Raw genomic sequence first — 18,071 nt, 5'->3', positions numbered from 1 at the left:
CACCGCCCCTCCTGCCGCGGAAGGCACGTCCCCGATGAACGAAAACCTTCGGCACGCCTTGATCCGAGCCCGACTGCAGCCCGTTGACATCGCCGCCCGCCTGGCGGTCGACCCCAAGACCGTCGCCCGCTGGATCAGCGGCCGCATCCCCCACCCTCGCCACCGCTTCGCGGTCGCCGATCTCCTCGGAACCCACGAGAACGACCTGTGGCCTGACGTCTCCTACGGCCGACGCCACATCACCGGCGAGATCAAGGCCGTCTATCCCCACCGCTGGGCCGTGCCCGCCGAAGTCTGGCGCTCGTTCTTCCAGGCTTCGGAGAAGGAGATCGGCATCCTCGTCTACAGCGGACTGTTCCTCGCCGAGGATGCCGGCCTTCTCCGCATCCTCACCGAGCGAGCACAGGCAGGGGTACGGGTCCGCATCCTGCTGGGCGACCCCGACAGCCCGCAGGTCGCTGCCCGAGGCGCAGAGGAAGGCACCGGCAGCGACGTCATGGCAGCACGCATCCACAACGCCCTTGCCCTCTACCGCCCCCTCCAGGACATCGAGGGCATCGAGATCCGCCGGCATCGCACCGTGCTCTACAACTCGATCTACCGCGCCGACGACAGCCTGTTGGTCAACCTGCACGTGTACGGCACCCGAGCCTCCGAAGCGCCCGTCATTTACCTAACCCGCACCGAGGCCGACAACGCCGCCCTAACCTACCTCGACAGCTTCGAACGCGTCTGGAGCAGCACTGAAAGCGCAGGCCAGACGACCTGATGACCTTTTGGCTTCAAGATCGAACGTAACTTATCTGTTCGCTTTTAAAGGCGATCCGCCTGCGGCGTATCGCCGCGCTTGGGCGGTCGCTGGCCGCGCTGCGGCTCTTCGGCCGGTCGCGGCCAGCGCCGCCCACGCGCCACAACTGGAAGCATCGCAGCACGAGCGGGAGTGGCCACACATCCGCAGCAGCGAACGTCATGCGGCTTGCAAAGGGATTTTCAACCCCGACGCGATCCGTACAACCGCATGTTAAAATCCAGCTATCCGGTCGCGAAGGCCCGGAGGCGCAAGGACGACATGTGGCCCTGGATCTGCATGTGGATGCGCGAGGGTGTGGTGCACCTGCTTCGCATCGAAGATAGACGGTGGAACGGCAGCGAGCTTACACATCGGCCAGGCGATGTATGGGCGGAGCCATGCCAGAATCCAGCCGGAAATCCATTGCCAGGCGTCGCGCGCAGTTCACGGGTGAGCGATGGGAAGCCGCCCACCTAGGAGTGGCGCGCAATAAATCCTTCGGCCTCGATGAGTGCACTCCTGATCAACTAGAGCTCCGTGCTCTATTGGCACTAGGCCTTTTTAATACCAGACGTGCCGAGAGTGTTGCAGCCGCCTGGGCAATTCATTACCTCACCGCCTACACAATTACCATGTCTCCGCGATGGGATCGTCTGGTCCTCATTGCCGAAGCACCCGTGAATGTCACAAACTATATCACTCGGAAAGAGAATGGAATTTCTTGGATTCCGGGAATGAGGTTGAAGGCAAGGTATCGCAACCGCGGATTCGCTTTGAAGCATATCCCTACGTCGGCAGAGCTGGTTGTTACGGGCAACAAAAAAGGAGTAACTTCTAAGGAGCGAGAGGATTGTGAATGGTATTCATGGACTTCCGTTGATCTAGACGAAGAAGACGAGCGCCTATTCGCCGGGGTGCCGAGCTGGAGTCCGGATGCTCAACGGCTACTTGCTGGACTCGCTGTTCGACTGTCCCTTCGGGACCCTAACGGTAGGTGGGCTATTGGGAACTGGTTCTGGGATCCACTGCAAAGAAGGGAACGTAAAGATCGTCCGAGAGGAGAGGAGCGCAGATTATTGGGAGGGGGTGGTATCTGGGAACTAGATTGGAACGGGTATCCCTATCAAGAGGACTTGGTAGCTGCACTTACTCACCCTGAAGCGGGAATCCGAGAAGCTAAATATAGGCCATCAATGAATGGCTATACCGTCTCCCTTGGTGACGCCTCGCTCGCCATTAGGGGGCCAAAGGCATGATTCCTGGTCTGCCGATCGAGTTGTTGGGCATCCTGCCGCCGTGGATAATTTCACTATTAGTCATCGCATCCACCATCGGATACATTATAATTCGAATTCTTAGGGTGCTAATGCCGATGGATTCTCGGGATCGTTTGTTATGGTGGAAAGAGTTCTTCGCGTATCGGCGTGACATCTCTCAGAAAAAATATAGAAATCGTCGTATACCTAAGAGGAAATGATGTCATGACGCTGCTGTGTCATGGACTGTGAAAAGCGTATCTGCCTCGCCGCTTCCGGTGCTCGGGCCTTGGCGGCCCTGCGCTCCGGGTCGGCTTGCCATCGGGTGACGTGGTGACCCATCTCGACGGGTGCGGGACATATACGGGATGATCCTGCAAGGGATATGGGCTGCGCAGAGCGTTCACGCAGTTCACGCCATATGCGCCAGCCATAGGCCCGCTGCTCTCCTAATACGGGTGTCTCGCGACGAAGCACCCTCGTAGGGTGGCATCGTGCAACGACTCGCGCTTTTTGACCTGGACAACACCCTCATCAACCTCGACGAGGCTTTCCGGGATTGGGCTGGAGAGTTCGCCAAGGGGCACGATTTAGGTCGCGAAGCGGTTGGTTGGCTGATCGCTCTCGATCGGGCTGGCTACCCGCACCGTGAGGTCTTCTTCACCAAGGTTCGCGACCTGATGTACCCCGAGTTCGGTGGAGTCGGCACCGACCAGGTCGACGAACGCATCCGCGTGCTCAGCCGCCCACGCGAGCAACCACTCCCGGTAGGCCAGCGCCTGGCGCCGGTAAGGGGTCACCGTGTTGGTCGCCAGCGCGCACCGATCGAGATACGTGGCCAACGCCGCCTCCGCGGCGGCCGCCACCGATCCTGGCCCGAGCCCCGCCGTATTGCCGGCCCCGGAGCTGCCCGATCGGCAACGCGGTTCTCAGCTGGGCCGCCGTCCCGCCTGTCACCCTGATCGTCAACCGGGTTGCCGGTTCTGGCGTCGCCACCGCTGTTGATCTTGTCGTCGGTGCTCGCGGTCACTCGCCGGATCCCTCTCCTTCCTGTCCAGGGAGCACACGGAGCTCGCGATTCGTCACGTACGGCAGTTGGCCATGTACGCGCACGATCGGTCCTCAAGTGAAACCTGACCAACATGTCTTTTATTTGTTCCTTACGAAGATCTTGCGGGGTTGGAGGATCTATGTGTAACTTCTGATCGTTTGCTCACAACTGTTGCACTCCGAACCGTTTCCCCCGGCTCTGTCGGGATTCTTGGCGAGCTGGGGTAACGTGCGCGTGTTCAGACCTCGCGTTGGCTTATTTCGGAGGGTGACGGCATATGCGCCGAAACGTGTTATGGTCTCGCTCGGCTCGTTTGGCGTTACTCGCCGTTGTTCCGGGATTGCTGCAAATTCCTGCCCTGCCGGCCTTTGCAACCGCTGGCTCGGTAGCATCGGCCTGGGCCGCACCTTTGGTGGCTCCCCGGCAGTTGACCGGATCGGCGGCTGGTTTCCCCTCCATGGTCAGCAGCAAGACGACCACAGAAATGTCGGCAACGCTGGTTGACGGGCAATGGCGCTCGGATCTCGAACCTCCCAAGAATGCGGTTCCGGTCGAGGAGCGATTTGTTGACCAGCGAGAGGCAGGCGCGCAAACCGGATCATCATCGAAGCCGCCGACTGCGCCGGCGCAGCAGCAGGCTGCGTTGTTGGCAGATGAGCCGGTGCTGCTGAACGCCTTCCCACGCAGTGGAATGTTGATGGATTCGCTGACGTCCACCTTGCGCGCGCAGGGGCGCAGTCCTTTGGGCGGGACGTTGCGATATGCGTTCAAGATTTGCGACAAGGAGACGATGACCGGGACGGGTTGCACCTCCTCGGGCACCCTGAGCGCCGGGGTGAGCACTTGGAAGGTCCCGGCCGCGAAACTGGCTTGGGCCAAGCAGTACTGGTGGACCGTGACCATCACCGACATCACCAACTCCCTGAGCACCGTCTCAGCAGTGCACACCTTCGTCACCGGAGTACGTCAGCCGGTGATCACCTCACAGCTGTCCATCTCTGAGAACAAGAACCAGGAGTTTCACCAGCAAAGCGGTAACTACACCACGACCGCGACCGATCTGTCGGTGCCGACCGTGGGGCCGCCGCTGTCGGTGACGCGCTCCTACAACAGCATGGACCCGCGCATTAGCGGCGTCTTCGGCGCCGGATGGTCAACCCGCTGGGACATGAAGATTGAAAAAGAGGTGCGGGGTGCGGCGACCGCGGCGCTGGTGACCTACCCCGACGGCCGCCAGGTACGTTTCATGGGCAGCGGGGCGGGGGTCTTCCAGCCGCCGCCGGGCATGCACGCGACCCTGGCCGAGGAAAGCGGCGGCACCTGGAAGCTGATGGACAAATCCGCCACCACCTATGCTTTCGACGCCCAGGGCCGGTTGAGTGAGGTCACCGATTCTCGCGGCCGTGGCCAGGAATTGACCTACGGTGCGGGTGGGAAGCTGGCGACGGTGACGGCCACGGGCGGGCGGTCGTTGACGTTCACCTGGACGGGTGCTCACGTCACCTCGGTCTCCAGCGACCCGGTGAACGGATCACCCCTGACGTGGACCTACCACTACGACGGGGACCGGCTGACCGGGGTGTGCGCGCCGGTGGCCGCGCCCAACTGCACCTACTACAGCTACGGCACCGGCTCCCAGTACCGCAGCGGCGTACTGAACTCCGACCCGTACGCCTACTGGCGGCTGGGTGAGGGCTCCGGAACGGTGGCGGCCGACCAGGGCGCGGGTCAGACTGATGCGACCTATCAGGCGGTCAGCTATGCCAAGCCCGGCGCGCTGGCCGGCAGCACCGACACCGCGGTGGAGTTCACCACCGGTTCGGCGCTGAAGCTTCCCGCTCATACGGTGCCGCAGCTGGGAGATCAGATCTCGGTGGAGGCGTGGTTCAAGACGAGCCAATCCGGAGTTCTGATGGCCGCTGGCACCCAGGAGACGTCCGGGATCCCGTGGGGGCCGATGCTGTATGTCGGCACTGACGGCAAACTGCGAGGCTCGCTGGCCGCGGTCGCCGCGCCGATCACCTCCACCGGCGTGGTCAACGACAACACCTGGCACCACGTCGTGCTGACCGCCTCCGGCCAGAACCAGACGTTGTTCCTCGACGGTGCGCAGATCGGCACCTTGAGTGCGGCGGTGAGTACCTGGCGGCAAAGCGCGACGGTGGGCAACGGTGTGGCCGATCCGGGCACCTCCCCGGCGGTGCCCACCCCGCGGGCGGCGTTCCCGTTCAAGGGGCTCATCGACGAGGTCGCTATCTACGACAAGCCGCTTACCGCGACCGAGGTGAGCACCCACCACGCCGCCCGGGCCGAGACGGTGCACAAGCTCACCGGCGTCACGCTGCCCTCAGGGCGCATCTGGGCAACCAACACCTACGACGCCGCGACCGACCGGCTCAAAACCCATGTCGATCATAATGGTGGCACCTGGCAAATCGGTGCGCAGAGCTACGACCCGCAAAACGGCGCCGCCCGCGTCACTGTGGTCGACCCGCGCAATGAAGAGCTGAAGTACCTCTATGACGCCTGGCGCGGCTACCGCGTCATCAGCGAGACCGATCAACTGGGGCATTCCTCCTGGCGTGAGTACAACCTATCGGGGGCGCTGGCCAAGCTGATCGACCGCAACAACATCGTTAATGACGTCTACTTCGATGAGCGAAACAACCTCATCGCTCGCAAGTACTGCCGCGCCGCGGGTGAATGTGCGATCGAGACGTGGAAGTACTACCTCAACACCAGCGACGCCTTCGATCCGCGTAACGACCAGTTAACGGTGCACCGCGATGGCCGCTCGGCCTCGGACACCGACACCACTTACGCCACCACAACCGAATACACCACCCACGGCGAGGTGTCGAAGACGACCAGCCCGGCCACTCCGGACTTCCCCGCCGGTCGGTCGATGATCTCTTCTTACACCGATGGCACCGAGCCCGCGATCGGTGGCGGCACCACCCCGGCCGGGCTGCTGGAGTCGGCCAAGGATCCCAAGCTCAACGAGACGTCCTACCGCTATACCGCTTCTGGGCAGCTGGCCGAGCAGACCAGTCCAGCAGGGTTGAAGACCACGTTTACCTACGACGCGGTAGGACGGCTGACCTCACGCGCCGAGATATCCCAAGCCCACCCCAGTGGGGTCAGTGCGACCTTCACCTACGACGGCCTGGGCCGTCTGCTCACACGCACCGACCCGGGGGTGAAGAACGAGGTCACCAACACTACCCACACGGCCAAGACCACGCTGACCTACGACGCCGACAGCAACCCGCTCACCACCACCGTGACCGACCTGACCGGTGGCGACGCAGCACGCACGACCACCTACACCTACGACGCCAAGGGCCGAGTAGAGACGGTCACCGACCCTGAGGATGGGGTGACCGCCTCCACCTGGGATGTCACCGGCGCTCAAGTGTCACAAACCGACCCTGAGGGCACGGTCATCACCTTCGCCTACACCAAGCGCGGGGAACCGACAGCTACCACGTTGAAGAACTGGACCGGCAGCCCAGTCAACCCACAGGCTGCCCAGGACGTGGTGCTGGAATCCTCCTCCTACGACCCCGGCGGCCGGCTGGCCGGCCAGGTCGACGCTATGGGTCGCAAGAAGACTTACACCTATTGGATGGACAACCAGGCGGCGACGACAATCGGCGATGACGTCCGTCTCAACGGCTTGGTTACCACCACCGACGTAGTGCTGCAGGAGAATGAGTACGACCCGGCGGGCAACCTCGTCCGACAGGTCAACGGCGGCGGCAAGAGCACCATCGAATCCGTTTACGACGCCGCAGGCCGCCTCACCTCCACCACACTCGACCCTGCCGCTCTCGGTCGTAAAACCACTTTCGAGTACGACGCGGTCAACAACGTCAAGAAAAAGACCTTTACCGCAGCGGGTACCACCCGTACCGAATCCGCCTCCTACCTCCACAACGCGTTGAACCAGGTAACCCAACAAACAGTGGAGAACGGAGCCGATGACCTGATCACCACCAGCGTCTACGACGACCGTGGCCTGTTGAGCGCGACCACTGATCCTCGCGGCAACGCCTCCGGCGCCACGCCTGCGGATTTCACCACTACGCTGCGTTATGACCTTGCTGGGCAGTTGGTAGAGAGCAAGGCGCCGCAGGTGGCAATCGAAAAGAATGGCACCGCCATCACTACCGGGCGCCCTACCGTTAAGTACGGCTACAACAGTGCGGGCCTGCAGACCCACACTGTCGATGCTGAAGGGCGCACCATTACCTCGGTCTTCGACAAGGCAGGGCGCCTGACCTCGACCGTCGGCGCGTCCTACACCCCGCCGGGCGGCAGCGCGATCACCCCCAAGATCGACTTCGGTTACGACGCGGCCGGGCGGCAGACCACGGTCACCGACCCGCGCGACCACATCACCTCCACCGTCTACGACGCGCTGGGACGCCCGGTCAAGGTCACCGAACCCGGCCCGTCCGGCCCCGGCGGTGCCTGGGTGGCCGAATACGACCTGCTCGGCGAGAAGCGCGCGGTGATCGACCCCACCGGGGCACGCACCGAGGCCACCTACGACGACCTAGGCCGGCAGATCACCCAGACCCAGATCGAACGCACCCCCACCACCGCCGCGCACATCACCAAGCTGGCCTACGACGCCGCAGGCAATCTCACCAAACGCATCGCGCCAGGGCCGGGGAACAAGACCACCACCTACACGGTCAACGCCGCCGGAGAGGTCACCGCCACCGTCGCCCCGGAGACCCCCACCACCACCAATCCGGCCACCCGCACCACCACCACCGCCTACGACCTGATGGGCCGACAGACCAAGGTGACCGACGCGCTCGGCAACGCCACCGAGACCGTCTACGACCTCGCCGGCCGCAAGAGCGCCGTTAAGGACCTCACCGGCACCAACCCCGTCACGGTCGTGCGCACGCTCGGCTTCGGCCACGACGCGGCCGGCAACCCGACCAGCACCACCTCCGGCGAGGAGTACGTCACCCAGCGCACGTTCGATGCCGCGGGACGGCTGACCTCCCTCATCGAACCGGTCACCGCGAGCTCGTCGATCACCTCGACGTTCGGCTACGACGCCAGTGGGGCACGTACCCGCACCACCGACGGCCGAGGCAACGCCACCTGGACCACCTACAACAGCCTCGGCCTGGTCGAATCCGTCATCGAACCATCCACCACCGCTCACCCCAACGCTGCGGATCGGACCTGGACCAGCGTCTACGACGCCGCAGGCAACGCCACCGCCACCCTGCAGCCGGGCGGGGTACGCATCGACCGCACCTTCGACCAGCTGAACCGGATGACCGCCGAGGCCGGCAGCGGCACCTCGATGACCACGCTGAACCGCGCCGTCACCTACGACAGCGCGGGCCGGATGACCGCGATCGGTGACTACACTCTCGAATACAACGACCGCAGCCTGCTGACCAAGGTCTCCAAGGCCACCAACCAGATCGCTGCCTACACCTACGACGCCACCGGCAACCCCACCCAGCGCGTCGACCCGGCCGGAACGGCGAACTACACTTGGGACGCCGTCGACCGGCTCAAGACCGCCTCCGACCCGGTGACCGGCCGCACCTGGACCTACGGCTACGACAACGCCAACCGTCTGGCCAGCAAAACCTCCGCCAACCCGGTCAACACGCAAACCTACGGCTACGACAGCGTGGACCGGCTCACCTCCCAGACGGTGAAGAACAGCTCCGGCACGGAGCTGTCGAAGATCACCTATGGGTGGGACAAGGACGACAACCTCACCACCAAGACCACCACCGGCACCGCCGGCGCCGGAACCAACACCTACGGCTACGACCGCTCCAGGCGCCTGACCTCCTGGACCGCGCCCGGCGGCGCCGTCACCGCCTATGAGTGGGACGCCTCCGGCAACCGCACCAAGGCCGGAGCCGACACCTTCGTCTACGACCAGCGCAACCGGCTCACCTCCGGCGCCGGGACCGACTACACCTACACCCCCCGCGGCACCACCGCCACCGAGACCAAGGCCGGCGTCACCCGCACCCTCACCTTCGACGCCTTCGACCGCCTCACCTCCGACGGGGACGCCACCTACGGCTACGACGCCCTGGACCGGATGACCTCCCGCACCAAGGGCAGCGCCCAGCAGCGCTTCACCTACTCCGGCCTGAGCAACGACCTCGTCACCACCACCGACGGATCAGGCGCGCTCCAGGCCAAGTACGGGCGCGACCCCTTCGGCGGCCTGCTCAGCTTGCAAGAAGGCGCCGGCCCCGCGCTCGCCACCATGAGCGACCTACACGGGGACGTGGTCGCGACCTTCTCCGGCACCGCCCTGGTCGACTCGGTCGCCTACGACCCCTTCGGCACCGTCACTCACCGCTCCGGCACCCAGCGCACGCCTGGCTATCAGGGGGAGTACACCGACCCCGACACCGGGAAGGTCAACATGCACGCCCGCTGGTACCAGCCCGGCACCGGCGCCTTCACCTCCCGCGACACCATCACCCTCGACCCGAACCCGTCGGTGCAGGCCAACCGCTACACCTACGCCAACGCCAGCCCTCTGACTAACACCGACCCCACCGGACATAACTCATACGAAGTTATCCAAAGCGCAGGCTCCCACGGCGGCGCAAGCGGCGGCACCAGCTGGCAGTCCTACGACATGAGCAGTTACTGGGACAGATACATTGACAGGCAATCTTCGTCCTCAAGCTGGGAATTTACGCCAATAGAAGTTGTTCCAGGGCAGCCGTACTACTCCTGGCCCGATCAACCATGCTGCCTTGTGGCAATGGACTGGTGGTTCGACGAGGAAAGAGGAAGAGCAATAGGTGTCACGGAGAAGGGGAAAACGGCTCCGAAGGGGTATTGGGACGCAACCAATCAACAGCAGCAGCTCTACGACTTGTTTACGGATTTCGTGGATGACAAAAAAGTTCTAAACTATTTGTGGAAGAAAATAAAGTCATCCGATTACAAAAAGGACAATTCGTTCGGCGCGGGATCAGCGCCAGGCATGTTAGACCCCGACAGCGGTAGCAAGTTTAAAAAAGAGCTTGCCGCCTGTCGAAAGACTATGTCTATTGGACAGTGCGCTGAAGCGAAGCGCATCATAAACGCGGCCACCGACTACACCAACCAGCGCATGAAGGATTATAGGCTGACAGGGGATTCGAAAGGATGGGCTAGGAACGTACTGAGGCACTTCGTTGGCATGGCAATGATGTGCTACCACCTAACATGTGAAGTGGCTAAAAAAGTCGCGGAAATTCACGAGCGTTTTGCGCATGAAGGCTACAAGCATCCCAGTGTATATAAAGAAGGGACTAAAAAGTGGGAGGCTGCCAAAAAAAAGTGGGACCAAATCACCAAAGACAGCGCCTTTGACGGAGTAGTGAACTCACTTGCCGTCAATTATTACGAGCAGAACAAGAGTCGCTTTGATCCTCTGGTTCGCGATGAATGCGGTAAACATGCTGCCATTATTCCTGGCGGACAGGCCGCTTGGGATAAATGCGAAGAGCTTGCGCTGTCTGAAGACTTTTTTGCAGCAGGAGCGAATCAAATGTGTGGAAAGAAATTTTCTCTTCCAGGATATATAAGTCAAGAACGTGTAGACTGTCGAAATGTAGATCGCTCTCACTGATTTAGCTATGCATGCTGTATACTCTATGCGATCGGTTCGAGGTGTGGTTCGGGGTAGAAAGAACGGTGAGCAGTGCCTAATGTAGATCCGCTAGACACAGAGGGTTTCGAGGCAACCGGTCATAGCGCGTCCCCGTCGCAAGCAAGTACTCCCCCTGCCTCTGCCCAGCCCGCATCTGTCGACCTCGCGTCACAGGCCTCGCCCGTCGTGCAGAACCTGACTCCCATCGAAAACAGGTTCTCGCGAACTTCGGCTGTGACGCTGCGATCGACGCCTTCCTGCCAACGCCGCGGATGGATCGCCGCGGTGACGACCTGTACGGCGATCGTTGTGCTCGTGGCGGCCTCCTGGCCTTCCGTGAACAGTCCGTCAGCGGATAACAGTCCAAGACCGGCGGCGACAAAAGCGCCATTGGGCCACCACAGGGACGCCGTCTACGCGGTGGCGACTGGTCTGGTCAAGGGCCTTCCTGTCGCCGTCACTGGCGGCGCGGATGCCACCGTACGAGTATGGAATCTGACCACCCGCAAACCACTGGGCCAACCGATGACCGGCCATACCAGTACCGTCGGAGCGGTAGCGGTTGGGCAGGTCAAGGGCCTTCCTGTCGCCGTCACTGGCGGCGCGGATGCCACCGTACGAGTATGGGACCTGACCACCCGCAAACCACTGGGCCAACCGATGACCGGCCATACCGACGCTATCTCAGCGGTGGCGATCGGACGGGTGAGTGGCCGCCCTATCGCCATCACCGGTGGTCAAGACGGCATGGTGCGGGTGTGGGACCTGACCACCCGAAAGCCCCTGGGCCAACCAATGACCGGCCACACCGGTACCGTCGGATCGGTCGCGCTCGGACAGGTTAACAACCGACCCGTCGCCATCACCGGCGGCGCGGGCGACGCCGTGCGGTTGTGGGACCTAAGCACCCGCAAACTCCTCGGCCAACCAATGTCTCGCGACCCCAGCAACGTCTTTTCGGTGGCGGCCGGGCAGGTGAACGGCCGACCTGTCGCTGTTACCGGTAGTTGGGATGCCACGGTGCGGGTATGGGATCTGACCACCCGCAAACCCCTGGGCCAGCCAATGACCGGCCACACTCGCCCCGTCTTTGCGGTGGCGGTTGGGAAGGTCAACGGCCGACCTGTCGCTGTCACCGGCAGCTGGGACGCCACGGTGCGGGTGTGGGACCTGACCACCCGCAAACCCCTGGGCCAACCAATGACCGGCCACACTCAACCAATCGAAGAAGTGACGATTGGGGAGGTCAACGGCCGACCCGTCGCCGTCACTGGCAGCTTGGACACCACCGTACGAGTATGGGACTTGAACTCCTACACAAGATGAAGTCATGTGGTAGGGCGCCCGCCTTCGTCGCGTTCGATGTCGCCTTCTGGGGTAGTACCGCGTCCACGCTCAACCGTCAAGTGCTGCTGAGGATAGCAGCCAGTCAGTAGGCGGCCTGGGAGTCGTTGCGGAGTTCGGTGTTAAAGAACCAGCGAACAAGGGGTGCCGTTAACGAACGTGTCGCCAGCCGTCAAACCTATTGTGACCTGAGACGTTAATGATGACGATTCTCGTCGGGTTGCTCATGTCGTCTCTCACAGACCGGTGATCGGGTTGTCGCTCCAGCGGTCGGCCTCTTCGAAGTAGCCGAGCAGCGCGGTGGAGTCGTCGGCCCAGCCGCCGTGGCGGCCGATGCGCTCCAGGTGGAGAACCGAAACCAGTGATGTGTGACGCGAGACGCCCACAAGCGTAATCCCTGCTCAGGCGCGTGACCGAGTCATTTTCGGGCGGCTAGGTCTAGGACCAGAGATCACCCAGATTTACGAGGGGCGAAGGTTGCTGGTCCTTCGTTGCTGAAGCCGTGCCGGAACAGCGCGAGGATGATGGAGTAGTGGATTTTCCAAGTTTGGAGCATCAGCGCCTGATGGCGGTCACTGCGGCCTTGTTCACCCATGGCGCCGACACTCCCGAGCTTCTGCACCTATGGCTCCACCTGGAGACGGTGACCGTCATGGTCCATGTCGCCGCTGACTGGACGTTCCGCATCACGCCGCACGAGCCGGGGGAGAGCTATGCGATGCAGGAACTCGACAGTCGCGTCGACATGGTCCCTGCCTCCGCAGAGCTTTCCTTCGTGCGGCATGTCGGGGATCGGCTTGTACACGTGGTTGAGGAGTTCGATACCGAGGTTCCCGCCCAGTGCGTGGGGGCGGAGTTCATCTTCGAGACGGGAAGCGTGGTCGCGCAGAGTTTTAAAGGTGATCTCCACCTGGCCGGCCGGTGGTTCGGTAAGGCTGCTGGAGTAGACGCTCGCCGCTGAGGCCGATCCCTCTCGGGGAGGAAGATCGCAGGGCACATCCAGGGCACATGAGGGCGGCAAACCCTGGAAGCCAGTAGAAGGCGTCGAGAGAAGAAAACGTGTCCTGACCAGGTCTAGTGTACGAAGACCCTGGCCAGGGCGCTGGTGGCCGCGCTTCATCAACAAGCGTGGCCTCTACCGGCACCCGGAGGGCTGAGCGGGGGGTCTGCCGGGCTCGTCCCCGACCCGAGGCCGTCGCCTGCCGCGAGTCACAGCGCGTTTCGGAGAGATTCGCTATGATTCGAGAAGTTTGCGTGGTACGGGTATCCGCAGCTCACCCGGTGTGACCGCCGAACCCCCGGATCATCCCGGTCGTCCCGGACCGGCAAGCGCGGCCCCGGCCGCGGAAGACGAACCCGATCGGGCCGCCGATTCCGCCCGCCGCGCGGAATCGGGCGGCATACGACGGGCGTTGTTCGAACTGTGGCTCTTCAAGGAGCACCCGATCGGGCACCCTGATAGGTGACAGCGCCGACTAGCAGGAGGACTGACCCACACCGTGACAGCAACCGACAGATCCGTCCAGCTCGTCAGGCTCGCCGCCGAGGCGGCGGCGGACAAACTGGCCGATGACATCCTGGCCTACGACGTGAGCGACCAGCTCGTCATCACCGACGCGTTCGTGCTCTGCTCCGCCACCAACGACCGCCAGGTCCGCGCCATCGTCGACGAGATCGAGGACCGGCTGCGGATCGAGGCCGACGTCAAGCCCGTCCGCCGCGAGGGCGAGCGCGAGGGCCGCTGGGTCCTGCTGGACTACATCGACATCGTCGTGCACGTCCAGCACGAGGAGGACCGCACCTTCTACGCGCTGGAGCGCCTGTGGAAGGACTGCCCCTCCATCTCGCTGCCGGACAGCGTCACCCAGGTCGCCGCCCAGCGCGCCCGCGGGACGGTAGCTGAGTGAGCCCCCGTGTCGTCTGCCTCAGGCACGGTCAGACGCTGTGGAACGTCGAGCACCGGTTCCAGGGGCACACCGACATCCCGCTCGACGAGACCGGGGTCGCGCAGGCCGCCCGCGCGGCCTCGCTGCTCGCGGCGCTGCGCCCCAGCATGATCGTCTCCTCCGACCTCCAGCGGGCCTTCGACACCGCCTCGGCGCTGGCCCGGGTCACCGGGCTGGAGGTCAGGGTCGACAAGGAGCTGCGCGAGCGGGGAGGCGGTGAGTGGGAGGGGCTCACCCGGGAGGAGATCTCCGAGAAGTGGCCCCGGGAGTTCGTCGCCTGGGAGGCGCCGGGCGGCGAGGCGGTCGCCGACGTCGCGACGAGGGTGTCGACGTCCGTACGCCGCTGGGCGGCCGAGCTCGGCCCCGACGACCTGCTCGTGGTCGTCTCGCACGGGGCGGCGATCCGGCTCGGCATCGCCATGCTGATGAACCTGCCCGAGGAGCTCTGGCCCGCCCTGGGCGGTCTGGGGAACTGCTCGTGGTCGGTGCTCGAGCAGTCCCGCAAGGGCTGGCGCCTGATGGAGCACAACGCCGGCACCCTCCCGGAGCCGGTCAGGAGCGACGACAGCCCCGAGGCCACCGAGGACGATCCCGGGACCGCCGCCCGGGGGTGAGCCCGTCGCGGCCCGGCCCCTGCCGCCGGGCTCGCCGGGTCCGCCGTGGCGGGTGGTGACGGTGGTGACACCGGGGAGGGCCGGCCGGTCCCGGCGTACGCTTGGAGGCCGTCGAGGGCCGCCCGGCCGTCGATTAGGTGAACACGGTGGTGTCCTTATATGCTTCCCGAGCGCCGCGACGAGAGGACTCGCAGCGGTGATCAGGGGCTATGGCGCAGCTGGTAGCGTGCCTCCATGGCATGGAGGAGGTCTGGGGTTCGAATCCCCATAGCTCCACCCTCGGCCGCCCTCCGTCCACGCGTGGACGGAGGGCGGTTCTCGTTCTCCGGGACGCGCTCCTCGCGGTCCCTTTCCCACGATCCCTCTCGTGGCCCTCTCCGTCGCAGCCGCAGCCGCCGCCCGGGCCCCGTGACGCCCGCGGAAGACGTGAGAACGCTCCCGGCCCGCCGCTCCGAACCGGCCACGTGTCCTCCGTCTGAACGCGTGGCCGGCACGACGCGGCGGGCCGGGGACCGCGGATGCGGGCGAGGCGCTCGCGGTTCCCCCACGATGGCGCATATGGAATGGCGAAAAAGCCCCTTTTAGGTGTGCTTAAGGTGGGCTTACCCATGATCTAAATCAACGCCGACCGCCCGCCGGGGGTCACCCTCGCTCGCGACGGGTGCGGACCCGCCCGGACCGGCGCTCGTGCCGGTCGGTACGGAACCAGAGCTGGACCCTGGCGCCCCCCATGGAGGAGGCGTCGATGCGCAGCGAGCCGCCCGTGGACTCGGCGAGCCTGCGGGCGATGTCCAGCCCGAGCCCGGTGGACCCCGCGCCGCTGGCCCCGCGCCGCAGGGCGGCCTCGGGGTCGCCGATCCCGGGCCCGGCGTCGGCGATGAGCACGCCGACGGTTCCGGTGCCCTGGTGCAGGGTCACCGTGAATCCGGTGCCCTCGGGGGTGTGCCGGAAGACGTTGCCGAGCAGGGCGTCCAGTACGGCACCGAGCTCGGTGGCCGCGACCGGGACCCGGGCGGGGGCCGAGGCGCCGATCAGCTCCCAGGGCCGCCGCTGGTCCTCGGCCAGCGCGGACCAGAAGGTCAGCCGCTCGCGGAGCACCTCGGCGGCGTCGCAGTGGACGAGCTCCGGGGCGCGGGAGGGCTGCCTGGCGGTGGCGATGATCTGATCCACCTCGGCCTCCAGCCGGCCGAGCGCGTTCCTGCTCTGCTCGGCCTCCGGTCCCAGGTGCTCCAGGCTGAGCCGCAGGGCGGCCAGGGGCGTGCGCAGCCGGTGCGACAGGTCGGCGGCCATCTCCCGTTCGGCGGCCAGCAGCTGGACCACGCGGTCGGCCATGCTGTTGAACGCCTCACCGGCGGCGACCAGCTCGGGAGGTCCCTCGGGTTCGATGCGGACGCTGAGGTCTCCCGCGCCCAGCGCGCCGGCCGCCCGGCCCAGCCGCCGGGCCGAGCGCACCACCCGTACCCCCAGGCGGTCGCCGACCAGCAGGGAGCCGGCCACCAGGGCCGCCGCCACCCCGCTCAGCACCGCCCACGAGGCGGTGACGCCCCGGGTGAGGTCGCCGGGCGGGACGAAGACCTCGACGACCACCGTCCGGCCGCCGTCCAGGGCGACGGGACGCAGCAGCAGGCGGCCGGAGCCCAGCTCCGCGGTGACGGCCCGGGTCAGCCGGGAGGCCGAGGCCACGGTGGCGGCGGGTGCCCTGACGGTTCCGGCCGAGCCGCCGTCCGGCAGGTGGACCCCGATCCGGTCCCGCGCGCCGGTGCTGAGCAGTGCGTGGGTCAGCCGGGCCGGGTCGACGGTGATGGCCAGCACGGGGACGAGGGCGGACGCCTGCCGTTCGGCCTGGGCCATGGCCCGGTCGTGGGCGATCTCCCTGACCACCAGCCCGAGCGGGATGAGGAAGGCCAGGGCCACCATCGAGGTCCCCGCGACGGTGAGCAGCGCCAGGGTCCGCCTCATGTCGGCGTGGTCAGCATGACCCCGACGCCCCGTACGGTGTGCAGGTAGCGGGGGGCGGAGGCGCTCTCGCCGAGCTTGCGGCGCAGCCAGGACAGGTGGACGTCGATCGTCTGGTCGTCCCCGTAGGACTGCTGCCAGACCTCGGTGAGCAGTTCCTTGCGGGAGACCACCCGGTCGGCACGGGCGGCCAGGTAGGCCAGCAGGTCGAACTCGCGCCGGGTCAGGGTGAGCGGGCTCCCCTCCAGGGTGGCCTCGCGCCGGTTCACGTCCACGGCGAGCGCGCCGACGCGCAGCACCGGGGGCGGGGTGGCGCTGCGCGCGCGGCGCAGCACGGCGTCCAGCCGGGCGTTGAGGTGGTCGCCGGAGAAGGGCTTGACCAGGTAGTCGTCGGCGCCCGCCTGGAGGAGACGGACGATCTCCGCCTCGTCGTCCCTGGCGGTGGCCACGATGACCGGGACGCTGGAGACGCTGCGGACCATCTTGAGCGCCTCGGCCCCGTCCAGGTCGGGCAGCCCGAGGTCGAGGATCACCGCGTCCGGCGGGTTCTGGGAGATCTCCCGCAGGGCGTCCAGGGCACGTCCCGCGCTGCGCACCGCGTGCCGGCGCCTGCTGAGCTCTTGAATGATCGCGGATCGTACGTACTCGTCATCTTCGACCACCAGAACCGTCGCCATGCGTGTAACGGTAGTGAAGAGTGGGACATATGACGTAATAATTCACGACATGCGGCAGACGCTGGGGTTCATCGCGGTGTGGTGCGTCGCCACGGTCCTGGCGGTGTCGGTCGCCTGGTTCGGTGTCCGCGACGTGCTGCGCAGCGAGGTCTTCGAGGACGCGGGCGTCGAGCCGCTCAACGCCGCCATCGGCCGCACCGGCGCGGAGAGACCCCCGTGGCCCGTGACCGCGCCGTCCTCGGCCTCCGGCCGGACCCCGGAACCGCGCCCGGCCTCGTCCGCGAGCCGGAGCGCCCGGCCGCGCCCGGCCCGCTCCCCGTCGGGGAGCGACGCGGCGCCGGAGCGGACGCGGCGGGCCGAACCGCGTCCCGGGACGTCGAGGGCACCGACGGCGCCGACGGCATCGAGGGCGCCGACGGCACCGGCGACCTCGCCCCCGGCCTCCCGCGCCACCCGGGCCGCCACGGCGTCGCCGCGCGCCGGCGCCGGTCCCGAGGCCACCAGGACCCGGTCGGTCTCGACCGAGAACCTGCGCGTGATGAACGTCAAGGGCGGTTCCGTCTCCTTCGCCATCGAGAACGGTGTCTGCCGTCTCGTCACCGCCGCGCCCAGGGCGGGCTACGAGGCCAAGGTCGCCTCGGCCCCCGGATGGATCCGGGTCGATCTGGTCCGGGGGGAACACGGCTCGGCGGTCTTCTGCATCGGCGCCGAGGGCCGCACCGACCTGTGGGAGTACTAGGCGGGCCCGCCGGATGCGGGGCACGCGGGCCGGGACGCGCC

General features: G+C 65.5%; 12 protein-coding genes and 1 tRNA gene. 8 read left to right on the top strand and 5 right to left on the bottom strand.

Features of this window, described 5'->3' with window-relative positions:
* Positions 1 to 34: 34 nt before the first annotated feature.
* Entirely contained in the window at positions 35 to 769 is a 735-nt protein-coding gene (locus ACIBCT_RS10575) for an XRE family transcriptional regulator (RefSeq protein ID WP_399187127.1), read from the top strand.
* Between the two features lie 1,867 nt (positions 770 to 2,636).
* Here ACIBCT_RS10575 and ACIBCT_RS10570 read toward each other — a convergent pair.
* Positions 2,637 to 2,912 (bottom strand): hypothetical protein, encoded by a 276-nt coding sequence (locus tag ACIBCT_RS10570; protein ID WP_399187126.1) that lies wholly within the window; start codon positions 2,910 to 2,912, stop codon positions 2,637 to 2,639.
* A gap of 642 nt (positions 2,913 to 3,554) precedes the next feature.
* Between ACIBCT_RS10570 and ACIBCT_RS10565 the strand changes: the two genes are divergently transcribed.
* Together ACIBCT_RS10565 and ACIBCT_RS10560 are read left to right on the top strand one after the other, a co-directional pair.
* Positions 3,555 to 10,733 (top strand): LamG-like jellyroll fold domain-containing protein, encoded by a 7,179-nt coding sequence (locus tag ACIBCT_RS10565; protein WP_399187125.1) that lies wholly within the window; start codon positions 3,555 to 3,557, stop codon positions 10,731 to 10,733.
* Between the two features lie 441 nt (positions 10,734 to 11,174).
* Positions 11,175 to 12,080 carry a WD40 repeat domain-containing protein gene (locus tag ACIBCT_RS10560; protein ID WP_399187124.1) on the top strand — a complete coding sequence of 302 codons (906 nt, stop codon included), beginning with the start codon at positions 11,175 to 11,177 and terminating at the stop codon, positions 12,078 to 12,080.
* A gap of 254 nt (positions 12,081 to 12,334) precedes the next feature.
* Here ACIBCT_RS10560 and ACIBCT_RS10555 read toward each other — a convergent pair whose 3' ends face one another.
* A complete protein-coding gene (locus ACIBCT_RS10555; protein ID WP_399187123.1) occupies positions 12,335 to 12,484 on the bottom strand; it encodes a hypothetical protein in 150 nt (49 codons plus the stop codon).
* A gap of 146 nt (positions 12,485 to 12,630) precedes the next feature.
* Between ACIBCT_RS10555 and ACIBCT_RS10550 the strand changes: the two genes are divergently transcribed.
* The 4 genes from ACIBCT_RS10550 to ACIBCT_RS10535 all read left to right on the top strand — a co-directional run bounded on the left by ACIBCT_RS10550 (position 12,631) and on the right by ACIBCT_RS10535 (position 14,934).
* Positions 12,631 to 13,059: a hypothetical protein gene (locus ACIBCT_RS10550; RefSeq protein ID WP_399187122.1), complete on the top strand. Its 429-nt coding sequence runs from the start codon at positions 12,631 to 12,633 to the stop codon at positions 13,057 to 13,059.
* Positions 13,060 to 13,597: 538 nt separating this feature from the next.
* The gene (gene rsfS, locus ACIBCT_RS10545; protein ID WP_344895858.1) at positions 13,598 to 14,005 is read left to right on the top strand and encodes a ribosome silencing factor; all 408 of its coding nucleotides are present in this window, start codon (positions 13,598 to 13,600) and stop codon (positions 14,003 to 14,005) included.
* On the top strand, positions 14,002 to 14,658 hold the full coding sequence (locus tag ACIBCT_RS10540) for a histidine phosphatase family protein (protein ID WP_399187121.1): 657 nt from the start codon (positions 14,002 to 14,004) through the stop codon (positions 14,656 to 14,658). Before rsfS ends, ACIBCT_RS10540 begins: the two co-directional genes overlap by 4 nt.
* 203 nt (positions 14,659 to 14,861) lie before the next feature.
* Positions 14,862 to 14,934: transfer RNA gene (locus ACIBCT_RS10535), tRNA-Ala, on the top strand.
* Between the two features lie 366 nt (positions 14,935 to 15,300).
* On the opposite strand, the gene ACIBCT_RS10530 is transcribed toward ACIBCT_RS10535, so the two are convergent.
* The 3 genes from ACIBCT_RS10530 to ACIBCT_RS10520 are packed head-to-tail and all read right to left on the bottom strand — an operon-like array spanning position 15,301 to position 17,840.
* Positions 15,301 to 16,617 carry a sensor histidine kinase gene (locus ACIBCT_RS10530; protein WP_399187120.1) on the bottom strand — a complete coding sequence of 439 codons (1,317 nt, stop codon included), beginning with the start codon at positions 16,615 to 16,617 and terminating at the stop codon, positions 15,301 to 15,303.
* Positions 16,614 to 17,291, bottom strand: a complete 678-nt coding sequence (locus ACIBCT_RS10525) for a response regulator transcription factor (protein ID WP_399187119.1) — start codon at positions 17,289 to 17,291, stop codon at positions 16,614 to 16,616. Before ACIBCT_RS10525 ends, ACIBCT_RS10530 begins: the two co-directional genes overlap by 4 nt.
* A 42-nt stretch (positions 17,292 to 17,333) precedes the next feature.
* The gene (locus ACIBCT_RS10520) at positions 17,334 to 17,840 is read right to left on the bottom strand and encodes a hypothetical protein (protein WP_399187118.1); all 507 of its coding nucleotides are present in this window, start codon (positions 17,838 to 17,840) and stop codon (positions 17,334 to 17,336) included.
* On the opposite strand from ACIBCT_RS10520, the gene ACIBCT_RS10515 reads away from it, so the two are divergent.
* Positions 17,830 to 18,030: a hypothetical protein gene (locus ACIBCT_RS10515; RefSeq protein WP_399187117.1), complete on the top strand. Its 201-nt coding sequence runs from the start codon at positions 17,830 to 17,832 to the stop codon at positions 18,028 to 18,030. The two genes, ACIBCT_RS10520 and ACIBCT_RS10515, sit on opposite strands and share 11 nt — an antisense overlap.
* Positions 18,031 to 18,071: the final 41 nt, after the last annotated feature.

Origin of the sequence: Streptosporangium sp. NPDC050855 (genome assembly GCF_044456585.1) — a bacterium.
Lineage (GTDB): Bacteria > Actinomycetota > Actinomycetes > Streptosporangiales > Streptosporangiaceae > Streptosporangium > Streptosporangium longisporum.
Note: the sequence above shows the minus strand (reverse complement) of the source record. Positions and strands in the feature narration are given on the sequence as shown.